At 54.0% G+C, this 14,221-nt stretch carries 14 protein-coding genes; 2 read left to right on the top strand and 12 right to left on the bottom strand.

The annotated features are described in order from the left end of the window. Positions 1–25 precede the first annotated feature (25 nt). Positions 26–1,912, top strand: a complete 1,887-nt coding sequence (locus tag RCA23_RS02855; protein WP_044048983.1) for an OmpA family protein — start codon at positions 26–28, stop codon at positions 1,910–1,912. After that, positions 1,905–2,234: a hypothetical protein gene (locus RCA23_RS02850; protein WP_044048981.1), complete on the top strand. Its 330-nt coding sequence runs from the start codon at positions 1,905–1,907 to the stop codon at positions 2,232–2,234. Before RCA23_RS02855 ends, RCA23_RS02850 begins: the two co-directional genes overlap by 8 nt. A gap of 9 nt (positions 2,235–2,243) precedes the next feature. Here the strand turns inward: RCA23_RS02850 and RCA23_RS02845 are convergent, their stop codons facing one another. The 12 genes from RCA23_RS02845 to RCA23_RS02785 all read right to left on the bottom strand — a co-directional run bounded on the left by RCA23_RS02845 (position 2,244) and on the right by RCA23_RS02785 (position 14,210). Continuing rightward, complete coding sequence (locus RCA23_RS02845) at positions 2,244–2,711, bottom strand: molybdenum cofactor biosynthesis protein MoaE (RefSeq protein WP_044048980.1); 468 nt, start codon at positions 2,709–2,711, stop codon at positions 2,244–2,246. Position 2,712: 1 nt separating this feature from the next. Continuing rightward, the gene (moaD, locus tag RCA23_RS02840; RefSeq protein ID WP_044051215.1) at positions 2,713–2,958 is read right to left on the bottom strand and encodes a molybdopterin converting factor subunit 1; all 246 of its coding nucleotides are present in this window, start codon (positions 2,956–2,958) and stop codon (positions 2,713–2,715) included. 11 nt (positions 2,959–2,969) lie between these two features. Further along, entirely contained in the window at positions 2,970–3,626 is a 657-nt protein-coding gene (gene pgsA / locus RCA23_RS02835) for a CDP-diacylglycerol--glycerol-3-phosphate 3-phosphatidyltransferase (RefSeq protein WP_044048979.1), read from the bottom strand. A 128-nt stretch (positions 3,627–3,754) separates the two neighbouring features. Beyond that, on the bottom strand, positions 3,755–5,611 hold the full coding sequence (gene uvrC / locus RCA23_RS02830) for an excinuclease ABC subunit UvrC (protein WP_044048977.1): 1,857 nt from the start codon (positions 5,609–5,611) through the stop codon (positions 3,755–3,757). A gap of 293 nt (positions 5,612–5,904) precedes the next feature. Further along, positions 5,905–6,681: an SDR family oxidoreductase gene (locus RCA23_RS02825; protein ID WP_044048976.1), complete on the bottom strand. Its 777-nt coding sequence runs from the start codon at positions 6,679–6,681 to the stop codon at positions 5,905–5,907. 11 nt (positions 6,682–6,692) lie between these two features. Then, positions 6,693–7,652: a calcium/sodium antiporter gene (locus tag RCA23_RS02820; RefSeq protein WP_044048974.1), complete on the bottom strand. Its 960-nt coding sequence runs from the start codon at positions 7,650–7,652 to the stop codon at positions 6,693–6,695. A gap of 183 nt (positions 7,653–7,835) precedes the next feature. Continuing rightward, complete coding sequence (locus RCA23_RS02810) at positions 7,836–8,621, bottom strand: S49 family peptidase (RefSeq protein ID WP_044051214.1); 786 nt, start codon at positions 8,619–8,621, stop codon at positions 7,836–7,838. Between the two features lie 50 nt (positions 8,622–8,671). Further along, on the bottom strand, positions 8,672–9,433 hold the full coding sequence (locus tag RCA23_RS02805; protein ID WP_044048971.1) for an ABC transporter permease: 762 nt from the start codon (positions 9,431–9,433) through the stop codon (positions 8,672–8,674). Then, positions 9,430–10,359, bottom strand: a complete 930-nt coding sequence (locus RCA23_RS02800; protein ID WP_044048970.1) for an ABC transporter ATP-binding protein — start codon at positions 10,357–10,359, stop codon at positions 9,430–9,432. Before RCA23_RS02800 ends, RCA23_RS02805 begins: the two co-directional genes overlap by 4 nt. A 100-nt stretch (positions 10,360–10,459) precedes the next feature. Beyond that, on the bottom strand, positions 10,460–11,425 hold the full coding sequence (locus RCA23_RS02795) for an ABC transporter permease (RefSeq protein ID WP_044048968.1): 966 nt from the start codon (positions 11,423–11,425) through the stop codon (positions 10,460–10,462). After that, positions 11,418–12,425: an ABC transporter permease gene (locus tag RCA23_RS02790; RefSeq protein ID WP_044048967.1), complete on the bottom strand. Its 1,008-nt coding sequence runs from the start codon at positions 12,423–12,425 to the stop codon at positions 11,418–11,420. The genes RCA23_RS02795 and RCA23_RS02790 overlap by 8 nt, the downstream gene beginning before the upstream one ends. Positions 12,426–12,500: 75 nt before the next feature. Beyond that, the gene (locus RCA23_RS02785) at positions 12,501–14,210 is read right to left on the bottom strand and encodes a peptide ABC transporter substrate-binding protein (RefSeq protein ID WP_044048965.1); all 1,710 of its coding nucleotides are present in this window, start codon (positions 14,208–14,210) and stop codon (positions 12,501–12,503) included. Between the last annotated feature and the right edge of the window lie 11 nt (positions 14,211–14,221).

The following is a 14,221-nucleotide window of genomic DNA, read 5'->3' as shown; positions in this document are numbered from 1 at the left end:
GGCTTCGGGAACGTAGGAAAAATTGATGCGCATTATTCCAGTGATTTTATCTGCACTTGCCTTCGCAGCTGCAGGCGTTGGGGCATATTTTGCCGCGGGCCTCACTGTGTCTTGGATTGAAAATAGCTCGGCCACGGCCGTCGAGAAACGCCTGGCCTTGGAAGGCTTTGACTGGGCCAGCGTACAAACCGATGGGTTAAAGGTCGTGTTGGAAGGCGAAGCCGCCTCTGAGGCCCTGCGTTTTAAGGCCTTGGCCGCAGCGGGGCAGATCGTTGAAGCCGCGCGGGTGATTGATAATTTCACCATCACCGACAGCCGCCCACCCGTTGCGCCCAAATTTTCTGTCGAAATATTGCGCAATGACAAAAGTATTTCTCTGATCGGATTGGTTCCCACCAAAGCTGATAATGCGAATTTCAAAGACCGAGTCGCGCGCATCGCCGGCGATTTACCCGTAGCCGATTTTCTCGAAACCGCAGATTATCCGGTGCCGGATGCCTGGTCCTCGGTCATATCCTATGGTCTTTTGGCTTTGGAGCGATTGGAACGCTCGAAGATTTCAATTGGCGAGACACAAGTTGAAATTGAAGCCATTGGCGAGTCCGAAGCGCAAAAATCCAAGCTTTTGGAGGAGCTGACCCGCCGCGCCCCTGCCGATATCACCTCAAAGATTGACATCAGTGCGCCGCGCCCGGTGATCACCCCCTTCACATTACGGTTTCGCATCACCGCCGATGGCGCTTCCTTCGACGCCTGCAGCGCAGACAGCCCGGAAGCCGCCGTGCAGATTCTGGCCGCGGCAAAGGCGGCGGGCCTGGCCGAAGAGGCCATCTGCCGGCAGGGTCTTGGTGTGCCGTCCCCGCTGTGGAGCAAGGCGGCAACACAGGCCATTGCGGCCCTTGCCAAACTGGGCGGCGGATCTGTAACCCTGAGCGATGCCGATGTAACGCTCACCGCCCCGGCCGGAACTGATCCAACCCTGTTTGACACGATCACCAGCCGGCTGGACGGCGATTTACCAGAGGTCTTTGCGCTCAATCCCATCCTATTGGTCGCCCCTGAAACCCCAGAAGATGACGCGGCCATCCCGGAAATGGTCGCCACCCTCTCACCCGAGGGCCAGGTACAAATTCGCGGGCCCGTCATCAGCCCCCGCGCGCAACGGACTCTGCAGACCTTTGCCTATGCGGTTTTTGGAAGTGAGGATGTTTACCTATCAACCAAGCTGCAAGACAATCTGCCCGAAGGTTGGATGGTGCGCAGCTTGGCAAGTTTGGCGGGTCTCAGCAAACTCAACTCTGGTATTGCCACAGTCTCTCCCAATGCCATTGACATCACTGGGTTGACAGGCCGCCGCTCGGCAAAAACCGATATTGCGCAAATTTTAATTGATCGCCTCGGCGATGGGGCGGAGTTTGAGCTCGAGGTGACCTACCTAGAAGAGCTGGACCCTCTGGCCCGGATGTTGAACGGTGCGGAATGTGTGGCCGAAATCACCGACTTGGCCAGTCAAAATAAAATCAAATTCGAGCCAGGCTCTGCCACCCTTGACGGCGACAGCCGCGACACGGTGCAAGCCATTGCAGAGGTGTTTGAGCGTTGCCTCGAAGCTCCCATTGAGATCGGCGGCCATACCGACAGCCAAGGGCGTGAGGAAATGAACCTCAACCTCAGCAAGGGCCGCGCGGAGGCCGTGCTCACGGCTTTGCGTGGCGCCCGTGTCAAACTCAAGTCCTTAACAGCAGAAGGCTATGGGGAAACCCAACCCATCGCCGATAACGGTACCGAAGAGGGCCGAGAAGCCAACCGGCGCATTGAGTTTAGCCTTGTGACGCCTGCCACTCTTGAGGCGCCAGAAACGCAGTCCGAAACATCCGATACGGCCACCGCTGAGGAGACCAGCAATGAATAGAACCGAGTTTATCGTCACAATCGCAATCATCCTCTTTGTAGCATTTTGCTTGGGATGGTTCGCGAATTGGCTGGTTCATCGCTTTAGCCGCGTCAGCCAATCCGATATTGGCGAATTGGATAAATTGGCCCAATCGGTGCATGAGGCCGAAGACATGCGCGACAAGGCCATCGCCTATATGGAGCAGCGTGAAGCCGAAATGAGCAATAAATTGTCACAAACCGAAGCGGAGCTCGGCGCGGCAATGGAAGGTCTGCGTGTCGCAAGGACGGAAGCCGAGGAATTGCGCAGTTATATTGAACGGCAAAACTCTGGCGGATAGCCCCCGCGCTCAGCTCTCTTTCGCGGCGCCCTCAGAGCTCCATGCGGCCAGGGCAGCTTCGTCTTGATCTTTGGCTGCCACCCAAGTGGCCGACTCTTTAGACAGTTCTTTTTTCCAAAATGGCGCGCGAGATTTGAGATAGTCCATGAGATAATCGGCACCCGCAAAGGCATCTTTACGGTGAGCTGCAGCTGTGGCCACCATCATGATCGCCTCACCGGGCTGCAACCGCCCATAGCGATGGATGACCAAAGCTTTTTCCAATCCAAACTTCTCAACTGCTTGATCGGCAAATTTTTGAAGCGCAGCATGGGTCATGCCAGGGTAGTGTTCAATGAACATATGATCGAGACTGCCCGTGTCATCACGCACCACACCAGTGAAGCTGACCACCGCCCCGGACCGGGTTAACGTCGATTGAAACGCGGTCACTTCCGCCGCAAAGTCAAACGCGGCCTCTTGCACCCGTGCCGACATCTCAACCTCCCGTCATGGGTGGAAAGAACGCCACTTCGCGGCAATCAACAAGCGGGGTGGTAAAATCACAAAGCTCTTGATCCACCGCAACACAAATCGCAGATAAATCTGCAAAGGCCGCGGCATATCCGGCATCCCGCGCCACAAGCTCGGCGATCAGATCGGCGACCGTTGCGGCAGAAGTCTCATAGGTCTCTTGGCTGTGGCCGACCCGTTCGCGCACCCAGGCAAAATAGAGAATATCCAATTTCATGACGTTCAATCTCGCAAATGCGGCAGGGCTTTGCGGAAATAATCAGCTCCTGTGATGATCGTCAAAGCAGCCGCGATCCAAAGCAAGGCCAGACCGCTGTACCAAGTGACATACATGCCATGGTAGATCAGCCGCAAATGCGACGGATCTTCGAGTGTGGCATCCAAAATTCCAGAGACAATCTCACCGTCCATGCCCGCTGTGCCCATCACCAGATAATGCTCAAAAATTCCCACGGCAAAAAGCAAAGCAATCGCCAACATCTGCACGGTGGTTTTCCACTTGGCGAGTTTTGTGACCTTCAAGGTACCGGCCACATCGCCCAAAAATTCACGCAAACCAGACACAAAAACTTCGCGGAACACGATCAATGCGGCGGGCAGAAGAATCACGGCATCCAAACCGAAGACGCTGGCCAAAACCAATAGTGCGATCACAACCATCGCCTTATCGGCAATCGGATCCAACATGGCGCCTATCTTGCTTTCTTGTTTCCAAGCACGCGCCAGGTAGCCATCAACCCAATCGGTCAGCGCCGCACCAACAAATAGCACCAGCGCGGCCCAATCGGCATAGGGACGCGTGAAATACAAAAACATCACAGCCACCATAGGCGCAGCGACCAATCGGATCACAGTCAATATATTTGGCAAACTCCACATACCGGGAAACTTAACCGGGTTCGAATCTGCGTGCCAGTGGTATCGAAGGGATTCTGCGCATTCCATCATAGTTTTTTGCACGCGCAAACCGTCCGAGGCATTGCGCGCACGGCGTTCGGAGCCTCAACCTAGGGTTGGAAATGGTTAAAGATCTGCTCCGCCATCGCATCTGACACCCCATCAACAGCTTTGAGATCCACCAAATTGGCCCGCATGACAGCCTTAGCCGAGCCAAAATGTGCCAGCAGCGCTTTTTTGCGTTTGGGACCGATGCCATCAATATCATCCAAGGGACTTTTCAAATTGGCTTTAGCGCGTTTGGCGCGGTGTGTGCCGATGGCAAAACGGTGTGCCTCATCGCGCAAACGCTGCACGAAATACAAAACAGGATCATTATGCCGCAGCGCCATGACAGGTTTGCCGGTGCGATAGAATTCTTCCTTGCCTGCATCGCGGTCAACGCCCTTGGCCACACCGATCATGGCGATATTTTCCACACCCCACTCCCGCATGATCTCGCGCACAGCGCTCACTTGTCCCGCCCCGCCGTCGATCAACAGCAAATCCGGCCAAGCCTCAGATTTGCGCTCGGGATCTTCTTTCAAAAGCCGTTTGAAGCGGCGGCCGAGAACTTCTTTCATCATGCCAAAATCATCACCAGGCGTGAGATCATCACCCTTGATATTAAATTTTCGGTACTGTGACTTGAGCAGACCTTCCGCACCCGCCACAATCATCGCCCCAACCGCGTGGGCGCCTTGGATGTGGCTGTTGTCATAGACCTCAATGCGGCGCGGTACCTCAGGCAGTTCAAATGCCTCTGCCAATCCTTGGAGCAACTTCATCTGCGAGGCTTTCTCCGACATGCGCCGCGCCAAGCTCTCACGAGCGTTACGCTGCGCACCTGCCACCAGATCCAGTTTTTCCCCGCGCTGCGGCACGGAAATCTGAACCCTTCGGCCCAGTTTTCCACTCAGCGCCTCGGCCATCAATTCAGGATCTTCAATTGCATCAGACAGTAAGATCACACGCGGCGGCTCACGATCCGAATAAAATTGCCCCACAAAGGCCTGCATCACCTCAGTGATCGAGACATCGCCCCCAACCCTTGGATAGTAATCGCGATTGCCCCAGTTTTGATTGCCCCGAATAAAGAAGACCTGAACGCAGGCCTGCCCGCCCTCCATATGCACCGCAATCACATCCGCCTCTGGCACGCTCTGCGGATTGATCCCTTGCGCTGTTTGCACTTGGGTCATCGCTTTGATGCGGTCGCGCAGGGCGGCGGCCCGTTCAAATTCCATAGACTCAGAGGCCGTCTGCATCTCTTGCGCAAGCTCTGCCTGAATATGCTTGGATTTTCCGCCTAAAAATCGCTCCGCATCTCTGACCAAAACCGCATAGTCCTCTGCGGTGACATAACCAACGCAGGGCGCACAGCAACGCTTGATTTGATATTGCAAACAGGGCCGCGTGCGTGTGTCAAACTGGCTGTCAGAACAATCGCGCAGCAAAAAGAAACGCTGCAATTGATTCAGCGTCCGGTTGACCGCGCCCGCGCTGGCGAAAGGGCCGTAATAAGTACCTTTCTCCGTTTTCGCCCCGCGATGTTTTTTGATTTGTGGAAACCCATGTTCCCGGCTGACCAAAATATTTGGAAAAGATTTATCATCTCGCAAAAGCACATTATATTTTGGCTTAAGCTGTTTGATCAAATTTTGTTCCAACAAGAGCGCTTCGGTTTCGGTCTTGGTGGTCAAAAACATCATACTGGTGGTTTCGCTGATCATGCGGCTGATGCGGGCCGAATGTCCCTGCGGTCTGGCATAACTCGACACGCGATTTTTGAGGCTTTTAGCCTTGCCAACATAAAGCACGCGGCTCTCTCGATCGAGCATGCGATAGACGCCCGGCGAGCCATCTAGGCGGGTCAAATAATCAGCAATCAGATCGTGGCCCGTCAAAGGCGGTGTATCATCTGTCATTACGACTTTAGCTCTATGCGATTCGCGAAGCGGCTGCATCGAAATAACGCTGGCTGCAAGAAATAACCCATCCACATTTTCTGTGGATAAGTCTGAGGGTAAATTGGAAATCAGTGCGTGAAACCCATGTTTCGAAGGTGAATCCCGAAACTGCACAATTTCCATGCACATAAATAATGGCTTGTAATTAAATGAAAAAAATTAGTATATTTGGCAAGTTTTTGTAATTATTTACTTTTTCCAATTTCCGGCCATCAAGCGGATCACAAGTGCACAACTTTACTCATAATTTCTCAATCAAGGCCCAAAACATCCGGCGTTTGCCAGGCCAAATGCTGCCCACCATCTACGCAAAGCAACTGTCCAGAAACCGCCGGCGCGTTCAAAAAATACCCCAAAGCGGCGGTAATATCGCTGGGATTCGAGCCACGCCCTAAAACCGTGGCCGCACGTTGCCGTGTAAAGTGTTGATCCGATTGCCGCACCCCTTGCATCGTGGGGCCAGGTCCAATTGCATTTACACGCACATGCGGCGCCAGCCCTCTTGCCGCAGTTTGGGTTAAGGCCCAAAGACCCATTTTTGCCACCGTATAGCTGGCAAAATCTGGCGTCAGTTTGCGCACTCTTTGATCGAGCATATTGATCACCAGCCCCGAGGCGATCGGCTCACCGGCCGCATCCTCTTGCGCCTGCGGCACTTGCTTGGCAAATTCCTGCGTCAGCACAAAGGGCGCGCGCAGATTGCTTTCAATATGCCGGTCCCAACTGGACCGGGTCGCGGTCTCAAGCGTGTCATGCTCAAAAATCGAAGCATTATTGACCAAGACAGTCAGCGGACCGCCAAGCGCCTCCGCGGCGCGCGCAACCAAGGGCTGTGAGCCGGCATCGCTCAATAAATCGGCCTGTAGTGCAACAGACTTACGTCCCAATGCTGTGATCTGCGCACAGGTCTGCAAGGCCGCCGCGTCAGATTGCGCGTAATGGACAGCCACGTCATAGCCTTGCTCCGCCAGATACAAGGCCATTTCGCGGCCCAACCGAATGGCCCCACCAGTTACCAATGCACGCATGTGATCCCTCCTCAGAGCAGTACCACAAAGAGATATGCCATATACAGCAGCGTCAAGCCCGCGCCCCACATCCGCGTGAAATTTATCTTGAAAAACACCATGGGGAACAACAGAAGTGACGCGGCAAGCATGATCCAAAGGTCAAACCGTAGGAAGGCCGCATCGACCGGGATCGGCGCAACAAAAGCTGCAATCCCGATGATTGCCAGCAAATTAAACATATTTGACCCGATGACATTCCCCAAAGCCACATCGCCTTGCCGCCGAAACGCCGCAATTGTGGTCGTGGCCAGCTCAGGCAAAGAAGTTCCAACGGCAATCAACGTCAAACCAATGGCGGTCTCTGGCACACCGTAATCTTTGGCGATAAGTTCCGCATTGACCACCAAAACCTGCGCACCAATGGGAAGCCCCACAAGGCCAAACATCAAATACAGCGCAATTTTCCATCCCGGCATTGTGGGATCCACGCCCTCGAGCCCGTCCTCCTCAACGGCCACCAGCGCTGCGGTTTTCGCCGCTTGTCTGTCTCGCTGCGCGCTGCGTCCCTGGTCCCATAGAATGCTCAACAAAACCGCCAATAAAATGCCGCCATGCCACCATGTAAACGGCCCAAAGAAGGCCAGCCCGATGAACAAAACCGTGGCCAGGATCATCAGCAAAAATGATTTCTTCGGGAAAAAATCGGCTGTATGCAGCCCGGCGATCAGAGCCGGCAGGCCCAAAACCAGCAAAATATTTGCGGTATTCGAGCCGATCACATTGCCCATCGCCAAGCCCGATGCGCCATCGGCCATAGCAGACAAAACAATCAAGAGCTCAGGCGCTGAAGTCCCAAACGCCACCACGGTCAAACTCACCAGCAGTGCAGAGATCCCAAGACGCAGCGCCAAATTGACAGCGCCGCGCACCAAAAAATCTCCAGCCAACAAGAGGGTGACCAGACCCAAAGCCACAAAAATCCAAGCCAATTTCTATCCTTTGCGATGACCAATATGGCCACAGGAACAGGGGCCTTTTCCAATAGAATAACGCCCACATTTGCCGCATTTTGCGTTCTTCAATCGCGTTTGTCCGGGAAACCGCAAGCGCCCAAACATCGCCAAAATGGCAATGGCGATCAAAAAGAAGGTGACAGCTTTAACCAACATTCCCTACATCCCAAAACGGGCAAAGGCGGCGCGTTCCTCAATGCTATGGGTGACATCGCTCAAAAGAGACATGCCAAATCGGGACAGCAGAGGCTTCTTTTGACCCAAAACCCGAAAGCGGGTTTTTTCGCCAAATTTTTCCTTCATCGTCGGCACCAGGTGACCAATGGCATCGGCAAGACCATCATCAATTGCCTTTTGTCCGATCCATATCTCACCGGTAAACAGATCACGCTCGGCCAGTTTTGCGCCGCGCCGGTCAATAATATGATCTTTAAAGGTCTGATGGACCCCATCAAGTATGGATTTCAACCGGGTCACATCCGCTTTTTTCTGCGGTTGGAAGGGATCGAGCATGGATTTCGAGCTGCCCGCCGTATGGACACGGCGTTCAATCCCATGTCTTTCGATAAATTGGTTCAAGCCAAATCCAGATGAAATCACGCCGATGGACCCAACCACGGAAGAGGCATCAATATAAATCTCATCGGCACTGGCCGCCAGCCAATAGCCACCAGAGGCGGCCACATCTTCCACAAAAGCATAGACCGGCGTTTCAAACTCTTGGGCCAATCGCCGGATGCGCGCGCCGATCAACGACGATTGCACCGGGCTGCCGCCTGGTGAATTGATCGACAAAGCCACTGCGGCGGGTTTCTTTGCAAAGGCTTTTTGCAACACAGGGGCCAGACCGGCATCATTAAGACCGCGGCCCGTGGAGATCATACCGTTCAAACGCACAACACAGACGGTATTGACGTCACAGCGAAAGGGATTTTTCAGTTTCATACATGCCAGATAAGACACCTCTCGCCCTGGAACAAGGCAAGCGGCAAAATTTAGCTGCGAATGCGCCATCCAGTTTTGAAAATCCACCAAATGAAGCCCATACAAGCGAGCGTAAACAGGCCAATTGCCCCAAGGCTGATGCCAATCGCCACATCCGCTGTTCCAAAGAACGCCCAGCGAAACCCAGATATGAGATAGACGACCGGGTTAAACAGGGTGACGGTTTGCCAAATTTCTGGAAGCATTGAGATCGAGTAAAAGGATCCGCCCAGAAATACCAAAGGTGTCACCACCAGCATTGGCACCAGATTGAGCTGCTCAAAGTTCCCCGCCCAAATTCCGATGATAAAACCCAAGAGCGAGAACGACAGGCAGGTTAGGAGCAAAAAGCTCATCATCGCGATGGGGTGTTGGATATCCAAATCGACAAAAAGATAGGCTGTTCCAAGAATGACCAACCCGATAAATAGGCTCTTTGTCGCCGCGGCCCCCACATAACCGATGACAATCTCCAGGAAATTCACCGGCGCTGACAGCAGCTCATAAATCGTCCCGATAAATTTTGGGAAATAAATTCCAAAACTGGCATTTGAAATTGATTGTGTCATGACCGAGAGCATGATCAGGCCCGGCACAATAAACGCCCCATAGTCCACGCCATCCACCGCCTCCATTCGGCTGCCAATGGCGGTACCGAAGACGACGAAATAGAGGCTGGTCGACAGCACGGGAGAGATGAAGGATTGCTTAAGCGTTCGAAAAAAGCGCGCCATCTCAAATGTGTAGATCGCCGCGATTGCTTGAAAATTCATGCCCCATCCTCCTGAACCAAATCGACGAAAATATCTTCCAGGCTCGATTGCTGGGTTTGCACATCTCGCATTTGCAGACCGGTGGCCTGCAAATCATTGAGCAAGCCGGTAATGCCAGTGCGCTCAGCGTTGACATCGTAGGTATAGGTGAGGCCACCGCCATCGGGCGCCAGCTCCAGCCCATAGGGGGCCAGCTTGATCGGGATCGCTTGCACAGGCTCCAGAAGTTCAATGCGAATTTGCTTTTTGCCCATACGCGCCATCAATGCGGCTTTATCTTCAACCAAGAGGATTTCACCCCCGTTGATCACGGCGATACGGTCAGCAATCGCCTCTGCCTCCTCGATGTAATGGGTGGTCAAAATGATGGTGACGCCCTGCCCTTTGAGCTTGGCCACCGTGTTCCACATATCTTTGCGCAGCTCCACATCCACGCCAGCGGTTGGCTCATCCAAAAACAGGACCTTTGGTTCATGGGCTAAGGCCTTGGCGATCAAGACCCGGCGCTTCATCCCACCGGAGAGCGCGATAACTTTGGAGTCTTTCTTGTCGAACAAGGAAAGCGTTTTGAGAATTTCATCAAGGTAGGCTTCATTCTTCGCCTTGCCGAATAACCCTCGTGAAAAGCGCACCGAATTGATCACAGTCTCAAACGGCTCAAGGGCGATTTCTTGCGGCACCAAGCCAATCATCGCGCGCACCTTGCGATAGCAAAGGCCGATATCCATGCCGGCAACTGTTATGCGTCCCGATGTCAGGCTAGAGATACCGCAAATCGTGGAAATCAAGGTCGTCTTCCCGGCCCCATTCGGGCCGAGCAGGGCGATGATTTCCCCCTCCTGAATATCCAGGCTCGCGCCCTTCAAGGCTTCAAACCCACCGTCATAGGTTTTGCGAACATTTTGAACGGAGACGATGGTCGACATATTTGATCCCTTATCACTTCGGCAGGTCTACACCCCATTTACCCAATGACACTGAATGACAACCCCTCACGGTGCGACGCAGGCGGCCTTTGCCAATAGTCTAGCGGCTGCGGCTGCGTGGATCCAGAGCATCCCTGAGGCCATCTCCAAGATAATTCACACTTAGAACCGTCAATGAGATTAATGTCCCCGGCCATATGACGCGTTCGGGATAGAGCGTCATCCGGTCCACCGCGTCATTGAGCAATTTGCCCCAGGTCGGGAAATCGGGGGGAAAACCGAAGCCCAAAAAGGACAAAGCACTTTCAGTAATGATGGCCGTGGCGATTCCCAGGGTGGCGGAGACTAAGATCGGTGACATGACATTGGGCAGGATGTGATTCAAAATCAGATTGCGCGGTGTGGTGCCAATCGAACGGGCCGCAAGGATGAATTCCCGCTCTTTGAGGGCCAAAACATCGCCCCGCACAATACGCGCCGTCTGCATCCAGCTGGTCAGGCCAATCAAACCGACGATCAACAGGAACGTGCCCATCTCGGGTCCAAGCGACAGCGCCAGGCTCTCTCGAAACAGCACAGAGGCCACCAAGATCAAAGGCAAAATGGGCAGGGCCAAAAACAGATCGGTCAGGCGCATCAAAGGGCCGTCAAAAAGCCGGAAGAAACCTGCAATCAGCCCAACGAAAGTGCCAAGAACAATCGACAAAATCATCGCGGTCAAGCCCACGGAAATTGACACCCGCCCCCCGGATAGAAACCGGGCCAAATTGTCCCGGCCCAGATTGTCTGTGCCCAGCACATAGTGCCAATTCACCTTCGCGCTCGGGTCCCAGAGCGCAACATAGATCGGCCGCGTGTCCCGCAGGGTGATAAAATCACGGCCAGAGGGCAGGTATTGCGGGTCATGCGGATAGATAAAAGGCCCGAGAAACACCCCGGCAATGATTAATCCAAAGATCACAGCTCCGGCCATCGCGCCCTTATGGGCGCGAAATTGCCGCCAAACCTCTGCCCAACGATTGGACGGCGGGCGGTCGATGTCGAGGGGATCGGATATCTCAGTCATAGCGGATCCTTGGGTCTAAAAGGCCATAGAGCACATCGGCAATCAAATTGAACAGCACGATTAAAATCGCGAAGATGAAGGTCAAAGTTTGCACCATCGGCAGGTCATTGGCCTGAATGGCCGTGATGAGCAATTGGCCAATGCCATTCACTTTGAAAACCTGTTCGGTGATGATCGCACCGCCAAAAATCGACGGCACCCCAAGGGCAATCACCGTCACCACTGGGATCATCGAATTGCGCAGAACATGCACCAAGACCACCGTGGCTTCGCTCAACCCTTTGGCGCGTGCGGTGCGCACATAGTCATGGCTGAGGTTGTCGAGCATGGAGGCGCGCATGAAGCGGCTGATCTGGCTGGTGATCTGCAAAGCAAGAACCATGACGGGCAGGAACATCTGCCAAATCTGCACTTTAAAACTGGCCCAATCATCGACCACATGCATCGTGTCATAGATCGACGGGAACCAGCCCAGCTGCACCGAAAAGATCACAATCACCAAGACACCGGAAAAAAATGGCGGCACGGAAAAGCCGATCATCGTGATGAATGTCCCGGCTTGGTCAAAGATGGAATATTGCCGGTAAGCCGAGATTATTCCAATCGGCAGGGCAATGAGAATGCCCACCACATAGGCCACACCCACAACCCAAAGCGTCTGGGGCAAGCGCTGGATCACGATGTCAATCACCGGCGAGCGGGTCTGCCAGGAGATCACTCTAAGCTGTCCTTCGGCCAAGCCCGTACCGAAAAGCGCATCAATCCCATTGAGCGGCTCTATCCAAAAAAACTGAATGATCCATTTGAAATACTGAATATGGATCGGCTGGCCGAGGCCAAGCGCCTCGCGCATCTGTTGCTTGACCTCGGGCGGCACGGTCAAAGGCACCTGCGCCATCGGATCTCCGGGGGCCAATTGCAGCAACAAAAAGATCACGAGGGAAATGAACAAAAGCGTCGGAATCGCTAGGACAAGACGTCGAATGGTAAATGTTAGCATCGGCGATTTAGCTCATTTTCTTGATGACAGTCTTCAAAATCGGCGCCCCACCCCTCGGGCAGGGCGCCGCAAAATTTACTTCAGACGATGCCAATCGGCAGCATTCCAAAGTTCGCTGTCCCAAACATTCAAGACAACACCACCCAGAGTGTTGGAATGGGCAGACAAGCGGCCCCGATGAACCAGTGGGATCATCGCGCCTTCGGAGACGGCCATATCGTTCAGCTGGCGGGCAATGGAGGCGCGCTCGCCGGCATCGGCCGTTGTGGCCAATTGCGCGTGCAAGGCGTCATACTCTGCCGAACAGAAGCGCGAGATATTCTCACCCTGCCATTGTGAGGCGGGCGATGGCGCTTTGTCACACAGAAGGTTCGCCAGATAGGACTGAGGATCTGTACCGTTGAAGGTATTGGCGTACATTTCCAAATCTGCATAGAATTTTTGGAATGTATCAGGTGACCCAGGGTCGCCGCCAAAGAAGACAGAGGCGCTGATATTGCGCAATTCTACGTCAACCCCAATCTCGCTCCACCACTGTTTGATCAGAGCTTGGAAGTCCTGACGCACAGCATTTGTGGAGGTTTGATAGGTCATGCGCAGCGGCACGCCGTCTTTTTCGCGCACACCATCGCCATCGGTATCTACAATACCAGCCGCATCAAGCATCGCATTTGCACCGGCGATATCTTGGGTCGAGCAATCGAAGGTGTCGGAATTCACCGCCGCTGGTGCCGGCACCCAGTTACAAGTCACTTTGCCCGCTTTGCCATAGCCGATTTCAACCAGAAGCTCCCGATCAATCGCCAAAGACAAGGCTTTATAGACCGCAGGATCTTGCAGGAATGGATGCGGACGGATCACCGCACGCTCATCCGGGCCTAGCGATGGATCTGGGTTGGTGTGGTTGAGCATGATGCGCTCGACCAAAGGACCAAAGCCAGCCACAGGCGTGCCTTTACCAGCAGCTTCCATTTGCGCAATCACATCCGGTGCCAATTGCAGGTTCCAAGCATAGTCATATTCGCCAGTTTCCATAACCGAGCGACCCGCGGCCGCCGCATCGCCGCCGCCTTTGAAGGTGACTTTGGCAAAGGCTGGCTTGCCCGCCTCGCGGTAGTTGTCATTCGCTGACAGAACAATCACGTCATTGGGACGGAATTCATCAACAACGTAAGCCCCGGTGCCGACGGGGTTAAAGTTCTCTTCCGTGCATTCTGATGCCTTTGCGCCCACACAATCGGCAAATTGCGCCGCTTGCAAAATTGGGCTTTCGCCGCCCACGAAGGGTCCGTAGGGGAAGGGTGTTTGCTGTTCAAAATTCACAACAACGGTCAGTGCATCCGGTGTTTCAACAGAGCTGACGCCATTGAATTTTGTCACCTGCGCACAGCCACCATCGGGATCAGTGCAATAGTCATAAGTGAACTTCACATCCGCAGAGGTGAAGGGCGTGCCGTCGGACCACATAATGCCGGGCGTGATGTTCCAGGTGATGGAGGTGAGATCTGCGCTCACGCCACCATTGGCTACGGTCGGAACACTGTCCGCGAGCCAAGGCACCAATTCGCCTTTCTCATTATAGCGCGCCAATGGCTCAATCACCAAAGATGCCGCTTCCACATCCTTTGTGCCACCAGACAAAAATGGATTAAGAATCGATGGCGCTTGCCAATAGATGATCTTAACTTCGCCGTCTCTTCCACGGGCTTCATGGCCACCGGCCACCGCCATTGTGCTCATCCCGACCAGCGCCGCTGATCCGAACATGAGTGCAATATGTTTCATGTTTCTCTCCC

Origin of the sequence: Planktomarina temperata RCA23 (assembly GCF_000738435.1) — a bacterium.
GTDB classification, from domain to species: domain Bacteria; phylum Pseudomonadota; class Alphaproteobacteria; order Rhodobacterales; family Rhodobacteraceae; genus Planktomarina; species Planktomarina temperata.
The sequence above is the reverse complement of the archived record's forward strand: the minus strand, read 5'-3'. Positions and strand labels throughout refer to the sequence as shown.